The 26466-nt window shown below is 53.9% G+C and carries 25 protein-coding genes; 18 read left to right on the plus strand and 7 right to left on the minus strand.

The window, feature by feature from the left end:
- Nucleotides 1-115 precede the first annotated feature (115 nt).
- Complete coding sequence (locus CZ787_RS01370; protein ID WP_087105530.1) at nt 116-550, minus strand: acyl-CoA thioesterase; 435 nt, start codon at nt 548-550, stop codon at nt 116-118.
- Nucleotides 551-709: 159 nt separating this feature from the next.
- Between CZ787_RS01370 and CZ787_RS01375 the strand changes: the two genes are divergently transcribed.
- From CZ787_RS01375 to CZ787_RS01435, 12 genes are all read left to right on the plus strand, one after another.
- Nucleotides 710-1648: a recombination-associated protein RdgC gene (locus tag CZ787_RS01375; RefSeq protein ID WP_087105531.1), complete on the plus strand. Its 939-nt coding sequence runs from the start codon at nt 710-712 to the stop codon at nt 1646-1648.
- 56 nt (nt 1649-1704) lie between these two features.
- Entirely contained in the window at nt 1705-2889 is a 1185-nt protein-coding gene (locus tag CZ787_RS01380) for a 1-acyl-sn-glycerol-3-phosphate acyltransferase (protein WP_087105532.1), read from the plus strand.
- A 121-nt stretch (nt 2890-3010) separates the two neighbouring features.
- Nucleotides 3011-3292 carry a hypothetical protein gene (locus tag CZ787_RS01385; protein ID WP_087105533.1) on the plus strand — a complete coding sequence of 94 codons (282 nt, stop codon included), beginning with the start codon at nt 3011-3013 and terminating at the stop codon, nt 3290-3292.
- A gap of 128 nt (nt 3293-3420) precedes the next feature.
- A complete protein-coding gene (gene metG, locus CZ787_RS01390; protein WP_087105534.1) occupies nt 3421-5457 on the plus strand; it encodes a methionine--tRNA ligase in 2037 nt (678 codons plus the stop codon).
- Nucleotides 5458-5765: 308 nt separating this feature from the next.
- Nucleotides 5766-6347 (plus strand): electron transport complex subunit RsxA, encoded by a 582-nt coding sequence (rsxA, locus tag CZ787_RS01400; RefSeq protein WP_087105536.1) that lies wholly within the window; start codon nt 5766-5768, stop codon nt 6345-6347.
- A gap of 9 nt (nt 6348-6356) precedes the next feature.
- Entirely contained in the window at nt 6357-6965 is a 609-nt protein-coding gene (gene rsxB / locus CZ787_RS01405) for an electron transport complex subunit RsxB (protein WP_087105537.1), read from the plus strand.
- Entirely contained in the window at nt 6949-8622 is a 1674-nt protein-coding gene (rsxC, locus tag CZ787_RS01410; RefSeq protein ID WP_087105538.1) for an electron transport complex subunit RsxC, read from the plus strand. Before rsxB ends, rsxC begins: the two co-directional genes overlap by 17 nt.
- A complete protein-coding gene (locus CZ787_RS01415; protein ID WP_087105539.1) occupies nt 8619-9659 on the plus strand; it encodes an RnfABCDGE type electron transport complex subunit D in 1041 nt (346 codons plus the stop codon). Before rsxC ends, CZ787_RS01415 begins: the two co-directional genes overlap by 4 nt.
- Nucleotides 9656-10291 (plus strand): electron transport complex subunit RsxG, encoded by a 636-nt coding sequence (gene rsxG, locus CZ787_RS01420; RefSeq protein ID WP_087105540.1) that lies wholly within the window; start codon nt 9656-9658, stop codon nt 10289-10291. The genes CZ787_RS01415 and rsxG overlap by 4 nt, the downstream gene beginning before the upstream one ends.
- Complete coding sequence (locus CZ787_RS01425) at nt 10288-10989, plus strand: electron transport complex subunit E (protein WP_087105541.1); 702 nt, start codon at nt 10288-10290, stop codon at nt 10987-10989. Before rsxG ends, CZ787_RS01425 begins: the two co-directional genes overlap by 4 nt.
- Before the next feature lie 15 nt (nt 10990-11004).
- A complete protein-coding gene (nth, locus tag CZ787_RS01430) occupies nt 11005-11643 on the plus strand; it encodes an endonuclease III (protein ID WP_087105542.1) in 639 nt (212 codons plus the stop codon).
- A 22-nt stretch (nt 11644-11665) separates the two neighbouring features.
- Complete coding sequence (locus tag CZ787_RS01435) at nt 11666-12736, plus strand: hypothetical protein (protein WP_087105543.1); 1071 nt, start codon at nt 11666-11668, stop codon at nt 12734-12736.
- Here the strand turns inward: CZ787_RS01435 and CZ787_RS01440 are convergent.
- From CZ787_RS01440 to CZ787_RS01455, 4 genes are read right to left on the minus strand one after another with little or no spacing between them, the layout of a single operon-like run.
- On the minus strand, nt 12733-13806 hold the full coding sequence (locus tag CZ787_RS01440) for a tRNA-queuosine alpha-mannosyltransferase domain-containing protein (RefSeq protein ID WP_087105544.1): 1074 nt from the start codon (nt 13804-13806) through the stop codon (nt 12733-12735). The genes CZ787_RS01435 and CZ787_RS01440 overlap by 4 nt on opposite strands.
- 28 nt (nt 13807-13834) lie before the next feature.
- A complete protein-coding gene (locus CZ787_RS01445) occupies nt 13835-14842 on the minus strand; it encodes an ArsA family ATPase (protein ID WP_087105545.1) in 1008 nt (335 codons plus the stop codon).
- Nucleotides 14843-14873: 31 nt separating this feature from the next.
- Complete coding sequence (locus CZ787_RS01450; protein WP_087105546.1) at nt 14874-15152, minus strand: cory-CC-star protein; 279 nt, start codon at nt 15150-15152, stop codon at nt 14874-14876.
- A gap of 16 nt (nt 15153-15168) precedes the next feature.
- Nucleotides 15169-16845: a carbon starvation protein A gene (locus CZ787_RS01455; RefSeq protein WP_087105547.1), complete on the minus strand. Its 1677-nt coding sequence runs from the start codon at nt 16843-16845 to the stop codon at nt 15169-15171.
- A 261-nt stretch (nt 16846-17106) separates the two neighbouring features.
- Here CZ787_RS01455 and CZ787_RS01460 point away from each other — a divergent pair, with 261 nt between their 5' ends.
- The 4 genes from CZ787_RS01460 to CZ787_RS01475 are packed head-to-tail and all read left to right on the plus strand — an operon-like array spanning nt 17107 to nt 22485.
- Complete coding sequence (locus tag CZ787_RS01460) at nt 17107-17481, plus strand: response regulator transcription factor (protein WP_087105548.1); 375 nt, start codon at nt 17107-17109, stop codon at nt 17479-17481.
- Nucleotides 17478-19535, plus strand: a complete 2058-nt coding sequence (locus tag CZ787_RS01465; protein WP_087105549.1) for a 3'-5' exonuclease — start codon at nt 17478-17480, stop codon at nt 19533-19535. The genes CZ787_RS01460 and CZ787_RS01465 overlap by 4 nt, the downstream gene beginning before the upstream one ends.
- Nucleotides 19532-19735 carry a hypothetical protein gene (locus tag CZ787_RS01470; RefSeq protein ID WP_087105550.1) on the plus strand — a complete coding sequence of 68 codons (204 nt, stop codon included), beginning with the start codon at nt 19532-19534 and terminating at the stop codon, nt 19733-19735. The genes CZ787_RS01465 and CZ787_RS01470 overlap by 4 nt, the downstream gene beginning before the upstream one ends.
- 2 nt (nt 19736-19737) lie before the next feature.
- Complete coding sequence (locus CZ787_RS01475; protein WP_087105551.1) at nt 19738-22485, plus strand: sensor histidine kinase; 2748 nt, start codon at nt 19738-19740, stop codon at nt 22483-22485.
- On the opposite strand, the gene CZ787_RS01480 is transcribed toward CZ787_RS01475, so the two are convergent.
- Entirely contained in the window at nt 22482-22844 is a 363-nt protein-coding gene (locus CZ787_RS01480; RefSeq protein ID WP_087105552.1) for an HlyU family transcriptional regulator, read from the minus strand. The two genes, CZ787_RS01475 and CZ787_RS01480, sit on opposite strands and share 4 nt — an antisense overlap.
- A 57-nt stretch (nt 22845-22901) precedes the next feature.
- Nucleotides 22902-24122 (minus strand): argininosuccinate synthase, encoded by a 1221-nt coding sequence (locus CZ787_RS01485; RefSeq protein ID WP_087105553.1) that lies wholly within the window; start codon nt 24120-24122, stop codon nt 22902-22904.
- A 239-nt stretch (nt 24123-24361) separates the two neighbouring features.
- Here CZ787_RS01485 and rnt point away from each other — a divergent pair, with 239 nt between their 5' ends.
- Together rnt and CZ787_RS01495 are read left to right on the plus strand one after the other, a co-directional pair.
- Complete coding sequence (rnt, locus tag CZ787_RS01490) at nt 24362-25030, plus strand: ribonuclease T (protein ID WP_087105554.1); 669 nt, start codon at nt 24362-24364, stop codon at nt 25028-25030.
- A gap of 127 nt (nt 25031-25157) precedes the next feature.
- Nucleotides 25158-26417 (plus strand): 6-phosphofructokinase, encoded by a 1260-nt coding sequence (locus tag CZ787_RS01495; RefSeq protein WP_087105555.1) that lies wholly within the window; start codon nt 25158-25160, stop codon nt 26415-26417.
- The last annotated feature ends 49 nt before the right edge of the window (nt 26418-26466 follow it).

Raw genomic sequence — 26466 nt, forward strand, 5'->3', positions numbered from 1 at the left:
CACTGCGAGAGTTGAAAGCGCTAAAAGTACCGCCTTTAAAAAGACGATGCGCAGATACTGCTACATCATACCACTGCATCCGCACCAAGGGCAGCCAGGACACTCCCCTTGATTATTAAGGCGTAAACTGCTCTTTGGTAAGTAGTAATGCATTCAGCCGCTCGGCAAGCTCATTTTCAATCACCGAGGCTTTATTCGCCCGCATATCGAGAAGAACAAACGTAAGATCGGCCTGCGCTACTAATACACCATCGCTTCGATAGATGCGGTGATGACACAGCGCACGGCGCTCACCTACCTCTACAATACCCGTCAGAATAGTCAGGTCATCGCCCTGAACGGCGGCGGCGCGGTAGTCAATGTTAAGATTTACCACCACAAACGCCCGCCCCGCCTGATGGAGTTCGCCAATCATCGCTGGGTACTCATCAAAAAACGCCCAGCGCCCTTCCTCCATAAACTCTAGATAGCGGGCATTATTGACATGCCCATAGCCGTCCAAGTGGTAGCCACGTACACGCAACTGAGCGCGAGAAGGTGATACCGTCATAACAACTCCTTTTCCAAGCTCAAGATAACAGGCCCATTAGCCACCACCTCAATCAAACACAGGTTTAAAACACATACAACTTATACCTAAGCGGCAAGGTGCTGGCAGGAACGCCCCTCTTTCGACATAATGTGCCACCTTTTGGATAGGACTGGTGACATGTGGTTTAAGCACCTGCATTTATATCGCCTACATGGCGCCCCTGAACTCGACAGTTCAACGCTTGCCGACGCATTACAAGCGCATGCGGCCAAACCGCTCGGCAATGCGGATGCTCGCCGACTAGGCTGGACAGCACCAGCAGGCCGCCTTGGCGGCGGTCAACTGCTACATGAAATTCAGGGCCACCGGCTATTATCCGTGCTGCGTCAAGAACGCCTGCTACCTGCCTCTGTTGTCAAAGAGGAAGTCGACGACCAGGTCGCTGATATAGAGGCGCGCGAAGGTCGCAAGGTGACGCGCAAAGAGAAAACCGCGCTTAAAGAGCAGGTGACGGAAGCACTTCTGCCTCGTGCCTTTGTACGCAGCCAAAAAATTGACCTTTGGTGGGACACACGACGCCACTTGATCGGTATCAATGCCAGCTCTCGTACCCGTGCTGAAGACTTACTAGACCTATTGCGAGAAACCTTAGGCAGCCTCAAGGCAACGCCCTTGTCATCCCAAACACTGCCTATTCGTGCGATGACGACATGGCTTGGCGACCCCGCTAGCCGCCCAGCAGATTTACAGCTGGGTGACCAGGTGGAACTTAAAGCCAAAGGCGACGATGGCGTTCTCCGCGCTATCCAGGTCGACCTGGATAGCGATGAGATCCAACAACTACTAGAGAGCGGACGTCAAGCCAGTAAGCTCGCCATGAGTCTTGAAGGCCGATTGAGCTTCGTTCTGCATGATGACCTGGCTCTGAAATCGTTGCGTTTTGGTGATGCCTTGATTGAAGAGGCTGACCATGCTGACGACGGCGATGACGCTCTGGCCCGGCTTGAAACCGACTTTATTTTGATGGCCCAAGCGTTATCCAATGACGTTGTTCGTCTGATAGAGTGGCTGGGTGGTGAAAACAAGCAGGAACCTGCTGCCCCGTTAGGTAACTAAAGGGTTGATCGAGCTGCTATGAATTGTTCTTTATTGTCTATCATCCTACGGATCGCATGACTCATCACAACGACGCACCCAACGCACTGAACGCCGCTGACCCATGGGCGGATATACGCCCTTATACGGACAACGAAGTAGCCGATGTTCTCGCGCGCCTGGCCCGCGATAGCGAGCTTCTTGATGCGCTTACTCGCTTTCGCCTTCCCCGCATGGCGCGCTGGGTTCCGCCGCTTGCCCGAAAGCTTGCAAGCCACGCGATACAGCGTGAAGTAAAAGGCGTAGCAACGGTACGTGATTTTCAAATGCGCATCGCAAGCTACATGGATCGCATGATCCGCACCACCACCGATGCGTTTGAAGTTGCAGGCCTGGATAAGCTCGATCCAAATAGTGCTTATCTCTTTATTGGCAATCACCGGGATATTTCACTCGACCCCGCGTTCGTTAACTATGCACTCTATCAGGCGGGCCGCGATACGGTGCGCATTGCCATTGGCGACAACCTACTTAAAAAGCCGTATGTCACTGATCTAATGCGGCTCAATAAAAGCTTTATCGTCCCCAGAAGTGCGCGCGGAAAGCGTGCCATGCTGGCAGCGTACCAACAGCTTTCTGCTTATATTCGTTACTCAATTACCGATGACCAGCACTCCATCTGGATGGCTCAGCGTGAAGGCCGCGCCAAAAACGGCATTGACCGCACCGACCCCGCTATTATCAAGATGCTGACCATGGCCAAGCGTAATGCCGAGCGAGATATGGTGTTTGGTGAAGCGGTAGCCGAACTCAAGCTGGTGCCTGTCTCGATTAGCTATGAATATGACCCTTGCGACGTGCAAAAAGCGCAGGAGCTACACGACGTGGCAACAGAAGGTAGCTATGCTAAAAGTGAATTTGAAGATATTCGCTCTATCGTTGCTGGCATTACCGGTGATAAAGGCAGAGTACAGCTGCGTTTTGGCTCCCCGGTAGGCGCCGACATGGCGACTCCCGATGAAGTAGCCGCAGAGATTGATCGTCAGGTTATCGGTGGCTACCGCCTCTTCCCAAGCCACTATTTAGCCCTGGAAGCACTCGGTGAGGCGCCGGAGCTGGTTGCCCGTAAAACCATCACTCGCCAGGACCGCGAACGTTTCCAGGCGCGAATGGCAGCGGTGCCTGAGAATCTGCGTCCTTACTGGCTAGCTCAGTATGCCAATCCGGTAAAACACAAAGCAGGCCGTTTAACGTTAAAGTAGTAGGCTAAATCACTGGCCTAAACGTAGACAAGCCATACTCGCTGCACTAAAAATGCTATGGTCAATGCATGGACTGGCTTCGCTTGATAATCAGCTCAAGCGCCGCGTTAAGGAGACTCTTATGTCTGCATCAGAAATTCAAAAAACACGTATTATTAATGAACTGCGCGGTTTCATACGCAAACTGCTTCAAGATCCTGACATTCTTGGTCAGTCGCTGGTAATCGCGCGCCAGCAATTAAGCGAAGGCAGCAGCCCGGCAGTAATGGCGCGAATCGCCAATGAGATATCTGGCACTACCAGTGTCCATATTCCGGAAGATCCTGCCGAGCACTCAGAGGCTGACAAACTGTTTTTAGAGCTTTTAAAAGAGGTCGTTCAAGAAGAGCAAGCACTTTACTAACAACCCGACATCAAGACTGCACGCGCTTTAACGTCAATTTAAACGCCTGCATCGTACCTTGTTACCGGCCATCTGCCGGCTAACTTCGCCGTTTTATTGTTATCGCCTAACCGGAATTATCATTCACCATGTCTAACTCTGCCACGCGCAATATTCTGGTGACCAGCGCGCTCCCCTACGCTAACGGAGCGATCCACCTCGGTCACTTACTTGAATATATCCAAACCGATATCTGGGTACGTTTTCAGAAAAGCCGTGGCCAGCAGTGCTACTACGTTTGCGCCGACGACGCTCATGGTACGGCCATCATGCTGCGTGCCGAGCAGGAAGGCATTACGCCTGAAGCCTTGATTGACCGCGTCTCACGCGATCACCAGGAAGACTTCGCTCGCTTCAACGTTGACTTTGATAACTACCATTCCACGCATTCGGAAGAGAACCGGCACCTCAGTGAGGTTATCTATAAGCGTCTGCGTGATAAAGGCCATATCGCCACCCGCGATATAGAGCAGATGTACGACCCGCAAAAAGGCCTGTTCCTGGCGGACCGTTTCATCAAAGGCACCTGTCCAAAATGTGGCACTGACGACCAGTACGGTGATAATTGCGAAAAGTGTGGTGCCACTTACACCCCCGCTGATTTGATCAATCCAGTATCCGCCATTTCCGGCGCAACTCCGGAAGTACGCTCTTCAACCCATTACTTCTTTAAATTGCCGGACTTTGCCGAGTTCCTGCAGCGTTGGATCAACGATGGCCACGTGCAGCCACAGATTCGTAACAAGCTGATGGAGTGGTTTGAATCAGGCTTTAACGAATGGGATATCTCCCGTGATGCGCCCTATTTCGGGTTTGAAATCCCCGACGCGCCGGGCAAATACTTTTATGTATGGCTTGATGCCCCTATCGGTTACTTAGCCAGCTTCAAGAATTTGTGTGATCGTGACGGCATTGATTTCGATAGCTACTGGAATAAAGACTCCAACGCCGAGGTCTACCACTTTATTGGGAAAGACATTGTCTATTTCCACGCGCTTTTCTGGCCAGCCATGCTGCATGGCGCTGATTTACGCACGCCCACTGCGGTAAATTGCCACGGCTTTTTGACCGTAGATGGTGCCAAAATGTCGAAGTCGCGCGGCACCTTTATCAAGGCTGCGACCTATGCCGATTACTTGAATCCCGAGTACTTGCGCTATTACTTCGCTGCAAAGCTGACGTCCAAAGTGGATGACCTGGACCTCAACCTGGATGATTTTGCCGCACGGGTTAACTCAGACCTCGTGGGTAAAGTGGTTAACATTGCCAGCCGCTGCGCCGGGTTCGTTAAAAAGTTAGGTGGCGGCACCCTTTCAGCGCACTGCGCCGAACCTCAGATGGTCGCTCGATTTATTGCCGCGGGCGATGAGATCGCTGAAGATTTTGAAGCACGCGAATTTAGCCGCGCCATGCGTAAAATCATGGAGCTGGCGGATGAAGCCAATACCTACATTGCTGAGAAAGAGCCTTGGGCGCTCGCTAAGCAAGATGGCCGTGCCCAAGAAGTGCTCGAGATTTGTTCCGTCGGCATCAACCTCTTCCGCCAGCTGATGGTGTACTTAGCCCCCGTGGTACCCACCATGGCCGCTCAGGCACAAGTCTTCTTGAAGCTTGATTCACTTAACTGGGAAAGCCGTCATAATGTGCTGGTTAATCATGAGGTGGAGAAATTCAAACCTCTTATGACCCGCGTAGAGCGTGACAAAATTGACGCCATGATTGAAGCCTCCAAGGAGGATCTGGTGGAAGAGCAAAAGCTTAAAGAAGCTCCCAAAGGGCCTCTAGCAGACGACCCCATTGCCGCCGAAATTAGCTTTGACGACTTTGCCAAGGTAGATCTGCGCATTGCCCGGATTACTAAGGCACAGTACGTAGAGGGCGCGGACAAGCTGCTGCAATTAACGCTGGATTTAGGCGGTGAAACCCGCAACGTTTTCTCCGGCATTCGCAGCGCCTATGCGCCTGAGGCGCTTGAGGGACGTCTTACCGTCATGGCAGCCAACCTTGCGCCGCGTAAAATGCGTTTTGGTCTTTCCGAAGGCATGGTGCTTGCCTCCGCCAATAAAGACGGCATTTATCTGCTTTCACCTGACGCTGGTGCCGAACCCGGCCAACGTGTAATGTAGCCGACCTTCAAGCACTTCCGGGGGGTAGAGACGACCAAGTTCTACCCCCTTCTTACGTGTATTGCTTAATAAACCTTTTAAAAGACTCTCCGTTTAGGCCTGATTATGCATCGGCACTTCTCTCAATCACTGCGTTTTCAATTGTTAGTAGCGTTGAGTGGTGTGCTCTTGCTCGCACTATGCTCGTTAGTCATGATGAGCATCGCCGATCAAGTGCTTTCTAATGCCAAAACGGCAGGACATCATCAGGTCAAGATATTCACACTGCCTAACGCTGATTTTTCTGTTGTCAGCCACGATACGTCGCTATGAGTGAGTTATTCATCATTTTGATCAGCACCGCGCTGGTCAATAATTTTGTCTTGGTGCAGTTTTTGGGGCTCTGTCCGTTTATGGGGGTTTCCAATAAGCTGGAATCTGCCATGGGCATGTCGCTGGCAACCACCTTCGTGTTAACACTCGCCTCTGCTGCCAGCTACGTTGTCTATTACGGCTTGTTGGTGCCGCTGGATGTAACCTATTTGCGCACCATCAGCTTTATTGTAGTGATTGCTGCGGTTGTCCAGTTCACCGAGATTATGGTGCGCCATTTAAGCCCGCTGCTGCATCAAGTGCTGGGCATCTTTCTGCCCTTGATCACGACCAACTGTGCGGTGTTGGGTGTTGCCCTGCTCTCGCTCAACCGCGAGTTAAGCTTTTTCCATACTACGCTTTATGGGCTTGGGGCGGCACTCGGTTTTTCATTGATTCTGGTGCTGTTTGCCGCCATGCGTGAGCGTTTGGCCGGGGCGGATATTCCCAAACCGTTCAAGGGTGCGGCTATTGCCATGATCACTGCCAGCTTGATGTCACTCGCCTTTCTCGGTTTTTCCGGTTTAACCCAAGGGTAATTCAATACCATGAGCGATACGTTTTCTCTCTGGGGTATTGTCAGCGCCATTGGCATACTCACTGGCCTGGGGGTCGGCTTCGGCGCCCTTTTAGGGGCTGTTAGCGAGCGCTTCAAGGGCGATGAGCACCCGCTTGTCGATCAGATTGATGCGCTGCTCCCCCAAACTCAGTGCGGCCAATGCGGTTACCCAGGCTGCCGCCCTTACGCCGAAGCGGTTAATGAGGGCGACGCACTCAACAAGTGCCCGCCCGGTGGCGAGGCAACCATTCATGCCTTGGCAGATCTACTAGGCCGTGAGCCTGAGCCACTCGATGGCGAGGCGCCCAGCGAAGCCAATGTGGCGTATATCCGCGAGGCTGAGTGCATTGGCTGCACCAAGTGCATTCAGGCGTGTCCAGTGGATGCCATTATTGGCGCGGCCAAGCAGATGCACACCGTGATTGAGGATGAGTGCACAGGCTGTGACTTATGCGTTGACCCATGCCCGGTAGACTGTATCGACATGCTGCCCCGGAGCACGCCGCTTGGCCAGTGGCAGCCCGTTGTTTTACCCACTGGCGTCATTGCAAGCGACCGTACACCAGCAACAAGGGGGCCAGATGTTACACCCATTTGATTTCCCAGGCGGCATCTACCCACCGGAGCGAAAGGACCGTTCAACGCTATCACCGTTGCGACGTGCCCCGTTACCGTCGCAGGTCATCCTTCCTCTGTGCCAGCATAGCGGCCGCCCCGCCACCCCCTGCGTGGCCCGGGGCGATCATGTTCGCGTTGGCAGCCTGATCGCCAAGCGCGATGGTTTGATATCCGCAGATGTTCACGCGACAGTGAGTGGCACGGTTGGTCATGTTGATAGCGACGCTATTCACATAGACAGCGATGGTCAGGATACCCGGCAATACCTGCCCCCGCTTGATTGGCGCACGACGGATGCGCCTACGCTGCTTATGCGGCTGGATGAGAGCGGTGTGGTCGGGTTAGGTGGTGCTGGGTTCCCGACCCATATCAAGGCTCGCGTGATTGAGTGGCATGCTATCGACACGCTGGTGATTAACGCCGCCGAATGCGAGCCTTACATTACGGCCGATGACCTCACATTACGGAATTATCCAAACGACGTGCTGGAAGGCGCACAGCTCATCGCTGCCTTATGCGGTGCCCAGCAGATCATCATCGGCATTGAAGATAATAAGCCCGAGGCCATTGCCGCCTTGGAGCATACTCTTCCAGACAGCCAGCCCGCCCGCGTGACGCTGGCCGTTATCCCTACTCGTTATCCAAGTGGCAGCGAGCGACAGTTAATTAAAAAGCTGTTGAACCGAACAGTACCCAGCCAAGGCCTACCGGCAGATGTTGGAGTGCTTTGCCACAACCCCGGCACGCTACTGGCAGCACTTTACGCGGTGCGTGATGGCCAACCGCTGGTCGAGCGGATGGTGACGCTAACCGGGGAAGCCATTACTCAACCGGGTAACTACTGGGTGCGTTTGGGGACGTCTATTGAAACGCTTTTATCCCATGCAGGGCTTGATAACGCCCGGCTCAGCCGCGTAATTCTGGGTGGGCCGATGATGGGCACCTCACTTGAAACGCTTAATACGCCCGTCAAAAAGACCACCAACTGCCTGATTGCGGCAACGCCTGACGAACTGCCGCCTGCGCCGGTGGAATCACCCTGTATCCGCTGCGGAGCGTGTGAAAGTGTATGCCCCGCCCAGCTTCTTCCTCAGCAGTTGCACTGGTACGCCCGCGCCCAGGACGACGATAAGCTAACGAGCCATCACCTTTTTGACTGCATCGAATGTGGCGCCTGCAGCTATGTTTGCCCCAGCCATATTCCGCTGGTCGATGATTACCGCGACGCCAAACGTCGCCTTCGCTACCAACAAATTGAAGCAGCCAAGGCCGAACATGCCAAGCATCGCTTCGAGTTTCGCCAGGCACGCTTGGCCCGGGAAGAAGCAGAAAAACAGGCGCGCCGCCAGGCTCGGCTAGCGCACAACAAGCCCACCGACGGCAACGCCAGTAACGAAAGCACCAGCGCGCCTCCAGCCGACTTGCGTAGCCTTCGCATAGCCCAAACGGCGGCCAAGGCAGCGGTTAGAAAAGCGGAAAAAGTGCTCGCGCGGGCAGCGCAGCAAGAGCCACAGCAACCTCATGAAGACTTGGAAACGCTGCTGGCAACCGCCCAGGAAAACCTTAAGGCCGCCGATTTTCAGCTGGCGCAAGCGCGTGAAAGCGCTAAAGCACCGACCGCGGAGGACACCCCATGAGCATGTTTCACGCATCACAAGTAAGCGCCTCCTCTGCCAAGTCAACAACACCAGCAACGGCGTCATTAATGCGCTGGGTGGTGATTGCCACGCTGCCTGGCGTGTTGGCCATGACGTATTACTTTGGCTTGGGCGTGCTCAGCAATATCGCCCTGGCGACCATTATGGGAGCTCTTCTGGAGGCGGGCATGCTGCGTCTTCGCAACCGCCCCATCGCACCAGCCTTAACGGATACCAGCGCTCTACTTACCGGCGTACTGCTGGGTGCCTCGCTCCCCCCGGCAAGCCCGTGGTGGCTAATTGGGGTCGGTATGATAGCCGCGGTGGTGATTGCCAAGCAGCTGTATGGTGGCTTGGGGCATAATCCATTTAATCCGGCCATGGCAGGCTATGCGCTATTGCTGGTCTCATTCCCTACGTACATGACGCTATGGGCGCCACCTCAGCCTCTCATTAGCGATACGCTTTGGGCGCAAATTCTTGGGACACTGCCTACGTCACAGCTTGATGCGCTTAGCGGCGCAACGCCATTGGATGCGTTCAAACATAAAGCCGAAGGGCTCTCTGCCGAGCAGTTCTGGTTAAGCGCACCGCTACCCGAACAAACGCTTGCTGCCTGGTACAGTATCAGCCTGGCTTGGCTTGCGGGCGGGGTACTGCTGCTGTTTAAACGGATTATTAGTTGGCACATCCCCATCGCCCTGTTAGGTAGCCTGGTAGCGCTGGCAACGCTGTTTCATCTACTTGACCCTAACTGCTTTGCATCGCCTCTTTTTCACCTGCTAACCGGTGCGGCGCTGTTTGGGGCTTTCTTTATTGCCACCGATCCGGTATCCGCGGCGACCAGCCAGCGCGGCAAATTGCTGTATGGCATGGGCATTGGGGTGCTGATAATTGTGATTCGTAACCTGGGCGGTTACCCAGATGCGGTGGCCTTTGCCGTTTTGTTGATGAATCTGTGCGTCCCATTGATTGACCTGTACACCGTGCCACGCCCTCAAGGCCACTCAAAAGGCGCGCCAGGAGCATTACGATGACGCCCATTATCGCCATGCGGCGTGGCGCTTTAACGCTGGGTATCTTCGCGCTCGTGACGGCAGGTAGCGTCGCGGTTACCCGGGCCTTGACCTCTGAACGTATTACCCAGCATCAGCAGACCTACCAGCTCCGCCAGCTGCAAGCGGTACTGCCCCAAGCATTAGCCAATACACCGACGGATCAAGTGCTGGACAGCGCCTTTAACTTGCCCAATGCCGCCGCCCTGGGACACCGAACGCCAGTGACAGGTTGGCAAATCAGCCGTGGGGATCACCGCGTTACTATTCTGCCAGTGATTACACGCAAGGGTTACAGCGGAGAAATTGGTTTACTGCTAGGGATAGATGAGCAGCAGCGTATTAGCGGTGTACGCGTGACCTACCATCAGGAAACCCCTGGCCTCGGTGATAAGATTGAGCGCCAGCGCAGCGACTGGATTACCCGCTTTAACGGATTAAGCCTTGATGAACTGCCACCAAATGCCTGGGCCGTTAAAAAAGAGGGCGGCCAGTTTGATGGTTTTACCGGCGCAACCATTACACCTCGCGCCGTTATTGAGGCCGTTCATAACGCTTTAGAGTACGCCGCCAATACACCGCTACCGGGTAACATTGAGGAGCCGATTCGATGAGCCAATGGCAAGCGCTGACCCGTGACGGGCTTTGGAGCAATAATCCGGCATTAGTCCAGTTGCTGGGGCTGTGTCCACTGCTGGCCGTCAGCACAACCGTGGTTAACTCGCTAGGGTTAGCCATCGCCACGCTGTTTGTCATGGTAGGCGCCAGCACCGCCGTATCGCTGGTACGTCACCGGGTTCCGAATGCCGTTCGGCTACCGGCCTTTGTCATGATCATCGCGGCGTTTGTTACCTGTGCTGAACTATTGATGGCCGCCTATGCCTATCCGCTCTATCAACTGCTGGGTATTTTTATTCCGCTAATCGTCACCAACTGCGCCATTTTAGGGCGTGCCGATGCGTTTGCCTCCCGCCAACCGGTCGGGCTTGCAGCGCTTGATGGCCTGATGATGGGCGTTGGTTTCGGTAGCGTTTTAGTGCTGCTTGGCGGGCTGCGTGAGCTATTGGGCCAAGGCACGCTATTTAGTGATATGGCGTTGCTGCTTGGTCCTATCGCGGCCAATTGGCAACTTACCCTGGTAGACGACTATCAATTTCTGTTTTTCGTGCTGCCACCTGGCGCATTTTTTGTGGCCGGGATGCTGATCGCGCTAAAAAACGTGATAGACCAACGACGCGCCGCACGCGCCTTGTCTTCAGCGGCCACCCCACGAACAGAGCGCCGCGTCCGGGTCACCGGCATCATCAAGTAACCGTAGAGACACGCTATGAATGCCCAAAAGCGTCATGAAATTTTTGCTCGCCTTCAGGCAGCAGACCCGCACCCGACAACAGAGCTCAACTGGACTACCTCTTTTGAGCTGCTTGCGGCGGTTTTACTTTCCGCACAAGCCACCGATGTCGGCGTCAATAAAGCCACCGCACGGCTCTACCCCGTTGCCAATACGCCTCAGGCTATTATTGACTTGGGGATTGATCAGCTTAAAACGCATATCAAGACCATCGGCCTGTATAACACCAAAGCAGAGAACTTGATGAAGACCTGCCATATTCTGGTCAACCAACACGGCGGCGTCGTGCCCGACACGCGCAGTGCGTTAGAAGCACTGCCGGGGGTTGGGCGTAAAACCGCCAATGTAATTCTGAATACAGCGTTCGGGCAGCCCACTATTGCCGTAGATACGCATATCTTTCGTGTATCGAACCGTACCGGCATCGCCAAAGGCAAAAATGTAGTTGAAGTCGAGCAGAAGTTAATACGCCATGTGCCCAGGGAGTTTAAACAGGATGCTCACCACTGGTTGATTCTCCACGGTCGATATACCTGCATTGCGCGCAAACCGCGTTGCGGAAGCTGTATTATCGAAGACCTGTGTGAGTACCCCGACAAAATCGAACTCGCCTAGCTTACGTTAACAGGAGACTCCTATGCCGATGCCTGCCACTTTGCTACATGACCAACCCATTGAGCAGCGTATTGACGCGCTATTTGCGCTCTCCCGTCAGCACGCGGACCACTTTGGCAGTGCAGGTGCCTGGCTTTCACGCCAACGCTACCTGGCGCAACACCCTACGTCGATTGTGGTCATGAAATGTATGGATGGGCGTATCCATATCCCACACGCTACCCGCACACCGCTCGGCATCATTACCCCGTTTCGTAACCTTGGCGGGATTTTCGATTTGGGTTGGCCATATTTGGGTGAGCTACTCACCGATACCGTTATTGAAGCCGCGAACGCTGGGCGAGCCACGCTTTTATTGATTACCTACCACTTTTCCGAGGGCAACCCGGCGCGTGGATGCGCTGGGTTCGATTGCGACACCCAAGCCGCCAAAGCGCACGCGTATGCGATTGCCCGCCAAGCCGGTCAGCTATTTGGGGAAGATCATCAGCAGGTATACCCGTTGGTGTGTGGCTTTGAAACGGATAGCGACGCCCTCATCCTTCACGGTCAGGACAACGCAGTATTGGATGTACGCGAATGGGGTGGGCAGCCCACAGAAGCACTCACCGCGCACCTACAGGCTATTTTCCCTGATATGCCTGCGGACATACGCCGGGATTTACTGCCTTTATTGAAAGGTAACCTGGCGCATGTCAATGACCTTCAGGGCGTTGAACGCGAACTGGATATCGAGCATCGCGAGTGGGCGATCTGTATTGGCCGTGGGTTCGACTTTTTGCACTTGCCTAATACCGCACTGATTATTGGGCCTTACGGGCCCGACCTGGCTGAACCGATTGGTACTGCCGCCACGATTATTGAAGCCAATATGCAGGCCGGCAAGATCCCCGATGATGGTTTTATGCTGCTTGCCTCAACGCCGTATCAGCATAGCGGTGTGGATCGTGCCCGGGCGATGCTGAAGTCGCGTTTTTTATCCGAGTTCGCCGAGCAGGTCATTCGGCGGGAGCATCCGCACCTTGCCCAAAAAATGCGCCGCCATACGGCTGTCGTTCACTGGCCAACCCGACGGCTGGATTCCCTGGACTAACGCGGTAGCGATAAGCCTGGCTGTAATAGTGCGCGGTACGCATCGCGCCAGGCGGGCCATTCCCAGGCCTGCGTGTTTATCTCCCCTGGCCGCGAATCGGGCGTGCTAAGCCACGCATGCAAACGCTCATAAAGGCCGTCTGGCGTACCATCATAACGGTAAGCATCCGGATATAGCTCAGGAAAACAGAGCCTATCGGGCACTAGCGGCAAGGCTCCGCGCTGGGCAGCTTCCATAATGGCCAAGCCCTGAAACTCATGCCAGGTCGTCGAGACTACAATCCCGGCGGTCGCTAACAGCTCGCGGTATTGCGGTTCCGGCTGCGGGCCCCAGGCCACACTATGCGCGGCTAGTTTCTCCTGGGCGACATCAAAAATAGGCGGTGTTTGCCGAAAACGCTGACCCAATACGGCTAACTCAAACTCAATGCCCTGCTCGCTTAGCGCTATTAACGTATTGAAAAAGTCATCCGGGTTCTTGTCATACTCCCAGCGATGGTTCCACACAATACGCCGTGAAACCCGGCCATCCGTATGCGTTGCGGCCAGCGGTGAAATCGGTACGGGCAGCACGCGAGCACGTGAGCGTAATGCCTCAAGCGGCTTGGCCGCGGGCAGGTTTTCGGGCATTTTCTTTAAGAATGCCCGCACGCCGGTAAAAAACGAATCGCGGTTATAGGCAGTGTTAAAAACAACGGTATCGGCGGCAAGCGCTGCATAGAGATTCACCATTTTTGCCTCTACCTGAGGCATCTGGTCGCTCGATTCCGGATAGGCAAACTGGTTTTCGTGAAAATAGACAATTTTTCTGGCTTGGCCCAAATGAGGAAAAAGCCCCAGAAGCGTCGCCAGATCCACCATCGACGTTGCCAACACGACATCATAGGATTGGCTAAGTGTGTCATGCTCTTTTAGCCACCAGCTAAGCGGGTTTCCGCGAATTCGCCAAGCAAAGTGACGCGGCGGTAAATTTAATGTTTGCCATGTTATCTCAGGGAGATTGGCCATTAAACTGTCTGCCCAGTAACGGTGGCTCACCGCTTCGTACGCCGAAAGTAGTAGAACGCGCATTAAAACCCTTGTTTTAAAAGCTCTGGTATTAAAAACCCTGGTGCTCCAGCTTATCAGCCAGCGATTCTAACACGTCGATCCCTTGTACATCGGTCGCTAACCACGGCAGCGTGGGCCGGGAAAGGTGTTTAAACAGCGTATCAATGCGTTCAAGATAAGTGGCCTCTTGCGCGCGTCGTGCCTGCAAAAAGGCACCGTCCGCTTCTTTAGGTATCACCCGGTTAACCAGTACGCCCGCCACGTTGATATTAACCTCTTCCAAGACGCTGACGGCTCGCTGTGTCTCAAGGATAGGCAGTCGCTCCGGCGTCATGACGAATAAAAAGCTGCACGCCTTGGCATCCTCTATACGACGCCGTGCTTGGTGAAACAGCCGCCGACGGTTGATCAGCGTTTCCGCCACCTCGCGGGTACGCTCATCCAGACCGGAAAGCGCATCTTCTGTGGGGTTATCAAAGGGAGTGGCCACATCCTGCCCACGTGATGGAGTGAGATGCTTAAGCACACCGCTCAATTCAGCCGATTTCCGATTATGTGCCAGCAGTCCATCCGTCCAGGCCGCCATGGCTTCGGGCAGGGTTAGAAGGCGCAGCGTATGTCCAGTGGGCGCCGTATCGATAATCACCAAGTCATAAGGTGCATCGTCATCCAGAATCAGCCGCGCCAGCCGCTCAAGCAGGGCCGCTTCCTGAGTGCCAGGTGATTGACGCGTCAGGCGCATTTGCCGCTCTAGCTCCTGCATCATTTCAGGCGCGGCGAAGCGGCGCATTTGTTGGGTGACTCTATTTAAATGCGCTTCAACCTCACTATCAGGATCAATCTCCATGGCATCCAGATTAGGCAGCAAGCGACGCGGCGTATCGCCTAACGTTCTATCGAACACATCGCCCAGGCTATGGGCGGGGTCAGTTGAAACCACCAGTACGCGCTTGTTACGCCTGGCTGCAAGAATTGCCAAAGAGGCCGCGACGGTTGTTTTACCTACGCCGCCTTTACCACCTACCCACAGCAGGCGGCGGTTGAGAACTGATTGCATAGGCTACCTGTCCATGGGCTTGTTTAGGGGGCTAGCAACAGCGAAAATGGTCCAGCGGCGAATGCTCCATGCCCATTCGCGTATGCCAGTCATGAAAACGCTCAAGCAGCAGCGGCTGAAGCTCCAGCGTGTAATAGGCGGCGGGGTTGGGTACTCCCATCATTTCTGAAAAAACCAGCAGCATGAACAGGTCATCTTCATCACGGCGCGCCCGCGCAATCGCCCCACGATAGCGCGCGCTATAGACCTCTTCGGTAAAGAAGCGGGCCTGCCCTAGCCAGGCCCGCAACGTATCACGTTTGGATGACATTATGATGCCCTCTTATTTAGTCACCTTGGGCTGCCATTTCGGCGCGTGAGCGTTTAAGCGCCGCGGCACACTCCATCGCGACTAGAACGGCTGCCATTAGCACCACAATATCCATCACCAGCAGGAACATGTTGCCTTGGTCCCAGAAAGTGCGAAGCTGAATGAGTAATGCCAATATGGTCATTACCAGCAAAAAGCACAGGGGCGCCAGGGTGTACCACATGGGCCGCCGCAGACGTACCAGCATGACGGTAATAATCAACAGCGTTAACCCGGCAAGCAACTGGTTGGTGGTGCCAAAAAGCGGCCAAATAATCAAACCGCCAGAACCATCCGCGCCGCCAGCCCCGAATGCCAACAACAAGCAGGTTCCCACCGCCAGCCCTGTCGCAAGTGCCGGTTTTTTCATCCACGGCTGGTTATAAATATCCCCCCACTCCTGGAAAATATAGCGCTGCAAGCGTAAGCCAGTATCCATGGTGGTACCTGCAAAAAGCGCGGCCATTACCGTTAACAGCGTCGCGGCAGTAGCCTCAGGCAGTCCAATACCGTTATGAATAATAAATGCGCCCCCTTCCACAAAGGCGTTAACGCCGCCCTGGCCAAAGGCGCTGTACATTGTCTGCCAATCGCCAAATGTCGCAAACCCTGCCGTCGCGGCCAAAATAGCCGCTAGCGCTAGCATCCCCTCGCCTACCGCCCCAAAGTAGCCCACGAACCGCGCATCGGTTTCTTTATCAAGCTGTTTGGACGTAGTACCTGAAGATACCAGCCCGTGGAAACCCGATATTGCCCCACAGGCAATCGTTACAAAAAGCAGCGGAATCATCGAAGGTGTACCGGCAGGCACATTGCTGTTAAAGGCTGGCGCGACCAGCGTTGGGTTCAGCAGCACCAGCGCTCCATAAAGAATCAGCAGGCCGATAAATAGCTGCAAACCATTGATATAGTCTCGTGGCTGCAGCAGCATCCATACGGGCAATAGCGAAGCAATGGCTGCATAGCCAAACAAAATCACAATCCAGATAGCGTTACCCGACAGCCCAGCGACTTCAGCAGGCATTTGAACAGGCACCATCGGGCCAATACCAATAAGCGCATAAAGAGCAATAACGCCTAATACCGATACCACGGTTAGACTCATTATCCGCCGGTAGATCAGTTGGCCAATGATCAGTGCCACAAAAATCGCTCCCCAAACCGGTACCACTGCACTAGGAAAGTTCATCATTAATCCGGCAATCACCACGGCAAACACGGCATTAACCATGAGCAGCACAAGGAAAATAACGATCATAAAAATGCTGCGTGCCCGCTTGCCGACTACATCGCCCGTTAAGGCGCCTACCGATTTAGCCTTATTGCGTACGCTGGCCCATATAGCGCCAAAATCGTGTACACCGGCAAAAAAGATGGTACCGAACACCACCCATAAAAAAGCGGGTGCCCAGCCCCATATCACCGCAATGGCAGGGCCTACTATGGGTGCCGCTCCCGCTACTGAAGTAAAATGATGCCCCCAGAGCACAAAACGGTTGGTCGGCACATAGTCGATGCCATCCTCAAACTCGTGGGCAGGGGTTTTGAAATCGGGGTCTAACTGATAGATCTTTTGAGCAATAAATTTAGAATACAACACGTATCCTAACGCCATTGCCCCAAGTCCGATTAACAGCAAGATAACAGCACTCATATGCGCGGCTCCTTTGGCAAGATTGTTCTTTATTATTAAAACCAAGGCACGTATAGGTTAGGTGTTTCTGTTTATATGTTGGTACGGCTTCTTGATTACGTCTATGTCTAAATCTCTTTGACACCGATTATTCACCCTAAAGTTGTAAACTGGCACTCGCTTTCTATTCGGCCAAGGTCGTCTTGGCCTGCCTTGCATCGCTACCTACACTCGTAGTGAGTGAGATAACCGTTTTTAAATAACAACCAGTCGGTGGGCTCCATGACAAAAGTGCTAGTGGTCGATGATGAACCGAACATCGTCCTGTCGATTGAATTTTTAATGGAGCAGGCAGGGTTTGACGTCATCAGCGCGCTGGATGGCGAACAAGCCCTTGAGTGTGTGGCGGCCAACGAACCAGATGTTGTGTTACTGGATATTAGCCTTCCCGGGATTAGCGGGTTTGATGTATTGGAAGCACTACGCAGCCATACCGCGACGGTACAGCTGCCGGTAATTATGCTCACCGCCCATGGCCGTGAAGCGGAGCGTGAAAAGGGCTTTGCGCTGGGCGCTAACGCCTATATTACCAAACCATTTTCAACACAGGCGCTAGTTGAGAAAGTGCAAACCCTGCTGGGTGAGGAAACCTCATGACGCCAAAGGCACTGCCTAAACGGCAGCGTTTGGTGGGTGCCTGGCTACTGCTTAGCGGCTTGAGCCTCTTGGGAGGGGCTTTATTTGCTGCTTGGCTGGAAAGCCAGTTGAACGTGCATGGTGGCTACCGGCTTATCCTCTGGGCAGGTTGCTTTTCAGGCGGCATCACACTTTTCTTAGTGGGCTTGCTGCTTGAACGTCTGCTTTTTACGCCGCTACGCAGCCTGCAAGCACAGCTTGCCCGACTGGCCGCCAACCCTGATACCGAAGACACCTGGCCCCCGCAAGGCTGGCTGAAGGGCTTGGCACCTGATCTACGCCGGGTGCAAGAGAGTTGGCGCTCGGACCGTCATTCATTGCATAAGGCCCGTGCCGAGGGCGCCCAAAGCGCAACCCGTATCCGTAAAGCGCTTGAGGCGCTGCTGCAGGTACTGGAAACGCCGCTTCTGCTTTACGATAAGCACCGCCGTTTAATGCTGTTTAACCAAGCGGCTGAGCGCTTTTTTGTGAATACGCAAGGTCTGGGCTTGGGTAAGCGTCTGGAAGCCCTATTGCCGCTTGCAAGCTTGCAACAACTCCTTGAGCAACTGCCCGCTAATGGCACTCCGCGTGAGCTTTTGGTGCCGTGTGATCAGCGCTGGTTAAAAGTCATTATCCGTCGGGTGCCTGAAAGCCAAGGTGAAACACTGATAACCTGCAGCGATGCCACGGCGGCCTGGGCCAGTGAACGGGGTGAGCGGGCCGATCTTGCACGAATGCTCACACCTCTGCGCCAACATACTGCAAGCCTGGTAACAGCTACGGATGCACTAAGCCAACTGCGTCAATCAGCGCATGAAAGTGGCTCGCTTGCTCAGCGGCTGGAGCAAGTAGTGCGTGAAGAGAGTAGCGCCCTTGGTGAAACAGTCGCCAACGTCAGTGAACTTGTTGAAGCCATGCAGCAACAGGGTGAGCGGCTTACCTCAATATGGTCCAATGACTTTTGGCAGATGCTGGATGATTACCTGGACCCTGCCCACCGCCTGATCACCCCCATTGGGATGCCGGTCTGGTTTAAAGGCGATGCCCCTGCGTTGATGGCTCTTTTTGGATCGCTGGTTAAACACCTGAGTGATTACATTACGGGTAGTGTATTTGAAGGCGAAGTGTCGCTTAGCCCTAAACACACCTACCTCGACCTTGTATGGAAGGGCAAACCGATACCCGAGAGCGAGCTTACCAAGTGGCTGATGCACCCTCTGAACACGCTCCCCTTGAGTCCAAGTGCGGCGGATGTATTACGCCAGCATTCCAGCGATGCCTGGAGCACGCAAGACACCGACGGCCAGCACGCACGCTTGCGGCTACCGCTTCTTGGCGTGGCGCAAAATGCGGCTCCCCGCTCTGCGCCACCTCGGCCAGAATTTCATGATTTTGGTATCGCAGACCTACCCTCTCCCGATACCACGCTCGCCAGCTGCCCTTTGCGTAGCCTGGAGCTAGTAATTTTTGATACTGAAACAACCGGGCTTGAGCTGCGCAGAGGCGATACGGTGATTAGCCTCGGCGCCTGTCGTATTGTGAATGGGCGCTTATTAGCCAGCGATGTGTTTGATCACTACGTTAACCCACACAAGCCGATTCCTGCCGCCAGCACCGCGATTCATGGCATCACCGATAGCGACGTTAACGAAGCCCCGCGCCTGGAACAGGTGTTAACGCACTTTCGTGATTATATTGGAGAAGCTGTCCTGCTCGCCCACAACGCTTCGTTTGATATGCTCGCGATTAGCCAGAAAGGTGTGCTATTCGATATGCCCGTACTGGATACGTTATTAATCTCCCGCGCACTTGATGAAGGACTGGATGGCCATGACCTGGACAGCTTGGTGAAGCGGTATGGCTTGACCCTTCCACCTGGTCTTCGCCACACGGCGCTGGGCGATGCTCGCGTAACCGGCGAACTCTGGCTTGCATTATTACCTCGTTTGGAAGCACGCGGAATTACCACACTTGAGCAGCTACTCGCCTTACAAGCCAGTGCGTTTGATAAAGAGGATGCCAGCGCCTCATGATGCCTTCAAATTCACGCTACCGAGAACGCTTACTTGGGCTGGTCACCCTGGCGCTGATGCTTTTCTGTCCGCCACTGCTTCTAGTGATTGATCGCCTGCCCTCGGTGAGTATGGGTTGGCTACCCCTTTATCTTTTCTGCAGCTGGGCGTTCATCATTGGCCTGACCGCGTGGCTGATGGAACCTACTAAAAGGCGATAATCATGCGAACGGATGCGCTGATACTAAGTGCGGTGTTCGGCTATTTAGGCCTGCTTTTTCTAGTAGCGGCCTGGGGCGATCGTCGGGCGGCGCAAGGCCGCTCCATTATTAACTCGCCAACGGTGTATGCGCTTTCTATTGCCGTTTACTGTACGGCATGGACGTTCTACGGCAGCGTCGGGCGCGCGGCGCAGTTTGGCCCAAGTTTTTTACTTATCTATTTAGGGCCCACGCTTGCGATGATGCTATCGCCTTTTATCATCCGCAAAATGGTGCGCATTGCCGCACGCCAGCGGCTCACCTCCATTGCTGACTTTATTAGCGCCCGCTATGGCAAAAGCGCCGGTCTTGGCGCGCTGGTGGCGCTCATATCGCTGATTACCATTACGCCGTATATAGCCCTACAGCTAAAGGCCATTACAGTGAGCCATGCGGTACTCATTAGCTACCCACAAAGCGCTGAGTCAATTCTCTATAACGAGCGTTTCTGGATGGACCGGTCCTTGTGGGTTGCTTTGGTACTGGCCGTTTTTATTATTTTATTCGGCACACGCCACCTGGATGCCAGCGAGCGTCATGAAGGCATGGTAGCGGCTATTGCGCTGGAGTCTATTGTCAAACTAGTGGCTTTTCTAGCGGTGGGGCTTTTTGTTGTTTTTATCCTGTTTGAGGGGCCAGGTGCGCTGTTTACTCAGGTTGCCCAAACGCCTGCCTTAAGCCAATTAATGCACCTGGAAAGCGTTCCGGGTGGAGCAACCGGCTGGGTAGGAATGTTGATCCTTGCCTTTCTGGCGTTTCTAACCCTACCACGTCAGTTCCAGGTGCTGGTGGTTGAAAATATCGATGAGCGCCATCTGGCTAGGGCCAGTTGGTTATTTCCCCTGTATTTACTCCTGATCAATCTATTTGTGATCCCCATTGCACTGGCCGGTTTACTACTCGATGCAGGAGACCCAGACAGCTTTGTGCTGACCTTGCCGCTTTCCGCGGGGCTTGAAGGGCTTCCCCTGCTGGTCTTTATTGGCGGGCTTTCTGCGGCGACGGGCATGGTCATTGTTGAAACCATTGCGCTCTCAACTATGGTCAGCAACCAACTGATCATGCCGCTCTTGTTACGTTTTAAGGCGCTGCATACAGACAGTAAAGGTGGGCTTGCCCGGTGGCTTTTAAGAATACGCCGGGTCGCCATCGTACTTATCTTGCTACTCGGCTATCTCTACCACGCGCTCATCGGCGACTCCTACAGTTTAGTCACTATCGGCCTGGTATCTTTCGTCGGAGCGGCACAGTTCGCACCGGCCCTGATTATTGGCCTTTATTGGCGTGGCGCTACCCGGCTGGGGGCAGTGTATGGATTAATCGGCGGATTTTTCATGTGGAGTTACACCCTGCTTCTACCAGGTTTTGCTCAGTCCGGATGGCTGGATAGCGCACTACTCATCGAAGGCCCGTGGGGTATTGGCTGGCTAACGCCTTATGCGCTTTTTGGGTTGGAGGGGTGGGATATTTATACTCATTCCCTTCTCTGGAGCATGTTCATCAATGTGGGCTTGTTGGTAGGCATTTCACTGTTTACACGCCCCACTCTGCTTGAACAAACCCAGGCGGCCCTGTTTACCGAGGCGCTGCACCCCAACTTGCCTACCACTTCGCATCGACGTGGCCAAACGACTCAGGGTGCGCTGCATGAGCTGTTAGCGCGCTACTTAGGGCTAAAAGCGGCACAGCAGGTTTTCTCAACGCGCACCCAAACCCTTAGCACTTTTCAAAAAGACCAACCGGCCGCCGATGAACTTATCATGCGCGCAGAACAGGCCTTGGCAGGCTCACTAGGTAATGCGTCAGCGCGCGTATTGATCAACTCGGTGGTTCGCGGTGAGGCACTCGATATTGAGTCATTGCTCAACATGCTGGATATCACCACGCAAACGCTGGAGTACAACCGTCGTTTAAAACAGAAATCGGATGAGCTGACGCGAATCGGCAAGGACTTACAAAGCGCCAATGATCGACTCCGTGAATTGGATCGTTTAAAGGATGAGTTTGTAGCGATGGTGAGTCATGAGCTGCGCACCCCGCTCACCTCCATTCGCGCGTTTGCAGAAATCCTGTCAGGTTCTCAGGCCGTCCCCGAGGAAAAGCGACAGCACTTTTTGCACGTCATGGTACTTGAGAGCCAGCGCCTTTCACGGCTGATCGATGAAATTCTTGATCTCGCCCGCCTGGAGAGTGGCCGTATGACGTTTGATGCAAAAACGCTGGATCTAGCAGCGCTTACCGACCATAGCCTTGAAGCGATTGCGCGACTACAAGAGCAACGTAATGTCCACCTTGAGGTCACTATTTTAGAACGACCCGCCAACGTTATTGGCGACCCGGACCGGCTGGAACAAATTATTATCAATTTGCTGGATAACGCGAGCAAATTTGCCGACCCGGCAGATCCACACGTCTTGCTGCGCTTGTATAAACAGAATCAACATATTTATTTATGCGTCGAAGATAATGGCGCAGGCATTGAGCCAAGCGCACGTGAACATGTATTCGAGAAATTCCACCAGCTACAGCCGGGTGATACGTCCACCGGTGGTCGCCCTAAAGGCAGTGGTTTAGGCTTGCCTATCAGCCGGGCAATTGCTGTTCACTTGGGTGGCAGGCTTTGGGTAGAGGATGCCCAAGTGCTCAAGGGTGCATGTTTTGTGTTGACGCTACCAGAAGCAGAACCTAACAAAGGCAATCCTGCTCCTTAGGCGCTTGGCGTTTGCTGGTTATCCGTCATTGTTGGCTCACTGCCCGCATGACGAGGGTCGGGCTTAAACATTTCATCGCCCACTTCATCAATAAAACGCTGGGCCTTGGTCACCATCATGGCGTCGCAGGCATCGCGGCCAGGGAGCATATCGGAACGCTCAAAGCGAAGTTCACGCGGCTCACCATTGCTGTCAGCCTTGCTAATCCAACCGCTGACGCGGTATTGACCGCTTTGTTGATCGGGCTGAGAAACGATCGAATAGCCTTTGTATTCCACCGGTTCCGAGGCATTGGTGACCGCCTTAGTGGCCGACTTACTTTCGCCACCCAACAGTCCTGAAAAGAGCTTTTTAAACATACTGGCTCCTGGCGTTAGAAAAAAAGCGGCAGGAAAACCTGCCGCTTTTGATCGGAATTAGCTCTGCTGACGACCTTTGCCAGCGGCGATCCGTAAGCGTAATGCATTCAGCTTGATAAAGCCTTCCGCGTCTTTCTGGTTGTAAGCACCGGCGTCATCTTCAAACGTTGCGATGGACTCGTCGAACAATGACTGCTCGGACTTACGTCCTACTACGGTGGCGTTACCTTTATAGAGCTTCATGCGCACAACGCCCGAGACGTTTTTCTGCGTCTCATCGATAGCGGCTTGCAGCATGCGGCGCTCAGGACTCCACCAGTAGCCGTTGTAGATCACTTCTGCGTATTTCGGCATTAGCTGATCTTTGAGGTGGGCTTCTTCACGATCAAGCGTCAGCGATTCAATGGCACGGTGGGCGCGAAGCATGATGGTGCCGCCAGGTGTTTCGTAGCAGCCACGCGACTTCATGCCCACGTAACGGTTCTCTACAATATCCAGACGGCCAATGCCGTTATCGCCACCTACTTTATTGAGCTTCTCAAGCACTTCGTGAGGCTTGTGCGCTTCGCCGTCGATGGCAACGATATCGCCTTTCTCGAACGTCAACTCTACATACGTAGGCTGATCCGGGGCGGCTTCAGGCGATACGCTCCAACGCCACATATCGTCCTCAGCTTCGGCCCACGGATCTTCCAAAATGCCGCCTTCGTACGAGATATGCAGCAGGTTGGCGTCCATGGAGTACGGCGATTTCTTCTTCTTGCTGGAGAAGTCGACCGGGATATTGTGCTCTTCGCAGTAAGCCATCAGCTTTTCACGAGACGTCAGATCCCACTCGCGCCACGGCGCAATCACTTTAACGCCAGGTTTCAGTGCGTAACCGCCCAGCTCAAAGCGCACCTGGTCGTTACCTTTACCGGTTGCACCGTGAGAGATAGCATCGGCGCCGGTTTCATTGGCGATTTCGATCAACCGCTTGGCGATTAGCGGGCGTGCAATTGAGGTGCCCAGCAAATACTCGCCTTCATAAACGGTATTGGCACGGAACATGGGGAAGACATAGTCGCGTACAAACTCTTCGCGCAAATCTTCAATGTAAATTTCTTTAACACCTAGTGCCTGTGCCTTCGCGCGAGCCGGCTCGACTTCTTCGCCTTGACCGATGTCGGCAGTAAAGGTCACTACCTCGCAGTTGTAAGTTTCTTGCAACCACTTAACGATTACAGAGGTGTCCAGGCCGCCTGAATATGCCAGCACAACCTTTTTGACATCGGACATTCTTTGCTCCTTGTATATAAAACCGTTTATAAAAACCACGTGTATGAAACTACGCTCACCAGCGAATACGGCGCCTTTAAGCGCACAACATATTAAAGTAAACGCCAAGTATAGCGTTCTCTATGGCTAGCGAATACCGTCAGCGACGCCTTATACAGAAAGCTGCTAGAATCACACCATCCAGGAGGCGGCCTACCGCCCATTTTTGACGATTACTCGCTGTACTTAAGGAGAGCTGCATGAGCGAGGCAATTGCCCGCGAATTAATGGCCCAACGTTTTCGCAGTTATCTGCCGGTTGTCATTGATTTAGAAACGGGTGGCTTCAATGCCCAAAGTGATGCCGTGCTTGAAATTGCAGCCGTCACGCTCACCATGGACCCAGAAGGAAATCTGCTGCCTGATGCGACCTACGCTTATCACATTCAACCCTTTGAAGGGGCCAATGTTGAACAGTCAGCGCTGGACTTTACCGGTATCAATCTGGATGACCCGCTACGCCGCCAAGTAGCGCTCAGCGAAACAGAAGCGCTGGGTGAAATTTTCCGCCCTATACGCAAATCTATAAAAGCCCACGGATGTTCGCGCGCCATTTTAGTCGGCCATAATGCTGCGTTTGATCAGGGTTTTCTTAACGCTGCCGCTAATCGTTGCAACGTTAAACGCAACCCGTTCCACCCTTTCTCAAGTTTTGACACCGCGACACTGGCAGGCCTTGTTTACGGCCAGACCGTACTGGCCCGAGCCTGCCGTGCAGCCGGTATCGAATTTGACAATAAGGCAGCACACTCAGCACGCTACGATACCGAACGCACGGCGGAGTTATTCTGCGCCATGGTTAACCGTTATAAAGACCTGGGTGGATGGCGCTTGGCCCAACGAGAGCAGGACATGGACGACGGTGAATAACCCGCTGGCTGGATGCAGTGACGTGGGCTTTACGCTAAACTTCGCCACTTTCATGCACCGTTGATGAAAGCGTTCAACGCTTTCTGTGTGCTTTACTTTTTCGCTTTTCAAAAGATGAGACGTTTCAATGGCTCAGTATAATGCCTTTTACGCCCAGTCAGGCGGCGTTACCGCCGTTATTAACGCCAGCGCCTGCGGCGTTATCGAAGCATGCCGACAAGCTCCCGAACAAATTGGCAAGGTATACGCGGGCCATAACGGCATTATTGGCGCATTAACCGAAGACCTCATTGATGTTACTCAGGAAAGCGACGAAGCTATTGCCGCATTACGCTATACGCCCGGCGGTGCATTCGGTTCTTGCCGCTATAAGCTAAAAGATATCGATACCCATCGCACTCAGTACGAGCGTTTAATTGAGGTATTTAAGGCACACAATATTCGCTACTTCTTCTATAACGGTGGTGGCGACAGTGCCGACACTTGCCTGAAGATCTCTCAACTTTCAGAAAAGCTGGGCTACCCGCTAACCGCTATTCACGTGCCTAAAACCGTGGATAATGACCTACCGATTACCGATAACAGCCCAGGTTTTGGTAGCGTTGCCAAATATATTGCCACCTCTACCCGTGAAGCCTCTCTCGATATCGCCTCCATGTGCGCAACATCTACCAAAGTCTTCGTGCTTGAAGTGATGGGGCGCCATGCCGGCTGGATTGCAGCGGCTGGCGGATTAGCCGGTGAAGGCGAAGGTGAACCGCCTCACTTGATTATTTTCCCCGAGATCGCCTTCAACCGTAAAGCCGTCATGGCGCGGGTTGAGGAAAGCGTGAAACAGAACGGCTACTGCGTCATCGTGGTATCAGAAGGCGCGCGTTATGAAGACGGCACCTTCCTGGCCGATGCGGGCAATACCGATGCTTTTGGCCATCGCCAGTTGGGTGGTGTTGCGCCTACGCTTGCAGGCATGATCAAGCAAGACCTGGGCTACAAGTATCACTGGGCCGTCGCTGACTACTTACAGCGTGCAGCTCGCCACTTGGCCTCGAAAACAGACGTTGAACAAGCCTATGCGGTTGGCCGTGAAGCCGTGACGCTCGCGCTGGCAGGCAAGAACTCGATGATGCCCGCGATTCGCCGTATTTCTCAATCACCCTATCAGTGGGATGTCATTTCCGCACCGTTGGCCCAGATTGCCAACCAGGAAAAGTTCATGCCGCGTGACTTTATCAGCGAAAGCGGCTTTGCGATCACCCAGGCGTGCCGTGATTACCTCTCACCGTTGATTCAAGGCGAAGACTTCCCGCCCTTTGAGAACGGCTTGCCCAAAGTGGCTAAGCTAAAACTTGCCAAAGTGGACCAAAAACTCCCCACGTTTACGCTATAAGGCGCCGCCCTTTCGGGCTTGTCAACGGCGGCAACCAAAACGGGCGATG

The sequence above is a fragment of the Halomonas citrativorans genome, from assembly GCF_900163645.1.
In the GTDB taxonomy this organism is placed as follows: Bacteria; Pseudomonadota; Gammaproteobacteria; order Pseudomonadales; family Halomonadaceae; genus Vreelandella; species Vreelandella citrativorans.

Bases quoted from the DNA above. Each gene is read 5' to 3' on its own strand.
- CZ787_RS01415 (WP_087105539.1), top strand. From the start codon at position 8,619: ATGAGCATGTTTCACGCATCACAAGTAAGCGCCTCCTCTGCCAAGTCA.
- CZ787_RS01455 (WP_087105547.1), bottom strand. From the start codon at position 16,845: ATGAGTGCTGTTATCTTGCTGTTAATCGGACTTGGGGCAATGGCGTTA.
- rsxG (WP_087105540.1), top strand. From the start codon at position 9,656: ATGACGCCCATTATCGCCATGCGGCGTGGCGCTTTAACGCTGGGTATC.
- rsxC (WP_087105538.1), top strand. From the start codon at position 6,949: ATGTTACACCCATTTGATTTCCCAGGCGGCATCTACCCACCGGAGCGA.
- CZ787_RS01475 (WP_087105551.1), top strand. From the start codon at position 19,738: ATGCGAACGGATGCGCTGATACTAAGTGCGGTGTTCGGCTATTTAGGC.
- metG (WP_087105534.1), top strand. From the start codon at position 3,421: ATGTCTAACTCTGCCACGCGCAATATTCTGGTGACCAGCGCGCTCCCC.
- CZ787_RS01375 (WP_087105531.1), top strand. From the start codon at position 710: ATGTGGTTTAAGCACCTGCATTTATATCGCCTACATGGCGCCCCTGAA.
- CZ787_RS01480 (WP_087105552.1), bottom strand. From the start codon at position 22,844: ATGTTTAAAAAGCTCTTTTCAGGACTGTTGGGTGGCGAAAGTAAGTCG.
- CZ787_RS01465 (WP_087105549.1), top strand. From the start codon at position 17,478: ATGACGCCAAAGGCACTGCCTAAACGGCAGCGTTTGGTGGGTGCCTGG.
- CZ787_RS01440 (WP_087105544.1), bottom strand. From the start codon at position 13,806: ATGCGCGTTCTACTACTTTCGGCGTACGAAGCGGTGAGCCACCGTTAC.
- CZ787_RS01435 (WP_087105543.1), top strand. From the start codon at position 11,666: ATGCCGATGCCTGCCACTTTGCTACATGACCAACCCATTGAGCAGCGT.
- CZ787_RS01370 (WP_087105530.1), bottom strand. From the start codon at position 550: ATGACGGTATCACCTTCTCGCGCTCAGTTGCGTGTACGTGGCTACCAC.
- rsxB (WP_087105537.1), top strand. From the start codon at position 6,357: ATGAGCGATACGTTTTCTCTCTGGGGTATTGTCAGCGCCATTGGCATA.
- CZ787_RS01470 (WP_087105550.1), top strand. From the start codon at position 19,532: ATGATGCCTTCAAATTCACGCTACCGAGAACGCTTACTTGGGCTGGTC.
- CZ787_RS01495 (WP_087105555.1), top strand. From the start codon at position 25,158: ATGGCTCAGTATAATGCCTTTTACGCCCAGTCAGGCGGCGTTACCGCC.
- CZ787_RS01380 (WP_087105532.1), top strand. From the start codon at position 1,705: ATGACTCATCACAACGACGCACCCAACGCACTGAACGCCGCTGACCCA.
- CZ787_RS01445 (WP_087105545.1), bottom strand. From the start codon at position 14,842: ATGCAATCAGTTCTCAACCGCCGCCTGCTGTGGGTAGGTGGTAAAGGC.
- CZ787_RS01425 (WP_087105541.1), top strand. From the start codon at position 10,288: ATGAGCCAATGGCAAGCGCTGACCCGTGACGGGCTTTGGAGCAATAAT.
- CZ787_RS01450 (WP_087105546.1), bottom strand. From the start codon at position 15,152: ATGTCATCCAAACGTGATACGTTGCGGGCCTGGCTAGGGCAGGCCCGC.
- CZ787_RS01485 (WP_087105553.1), bottom strand. From the start codon at position 24,122: ATGTCCGATGTCAAAAAGGTTGTGCTGGCATATTCAGGCGGCCTGGAC.
- CZ787_RS01385 (WP_087105533.1), top strand. From the start codon at position 3,011: ATGTCTGCATCAGAAATTCAAAAAACACGTATTATTAATGAACTGCGC.
- nth (WP_087105542.1), top strand. From the start codon at position 11,005: ATGAATGCCCAAAAGCGTCATGAAATTTTTGCTCGCCTTCAGGCAGCA.
- CZ787_RS01460 (WP_087105548.1), top strand. From the start codon at position 17,107: ATGACAAAAGTGCTAGTGGTCGATGATGAACCGAACATCGTCCTGTCG.
- rsxA (WP_087105536.1), top strand. From the start codon at position 5,766: ATGAGTGAGTTATTCATCATTTTGATCAGCACCGCGCTGGTCAATAAT.
- rnt (WP_087105554.1), top strand. From the start codon at position 24,362: ATGAGCGAGGCAATTGCCCGCGAATTAATGGCCCAACGTTTTCGCAGT.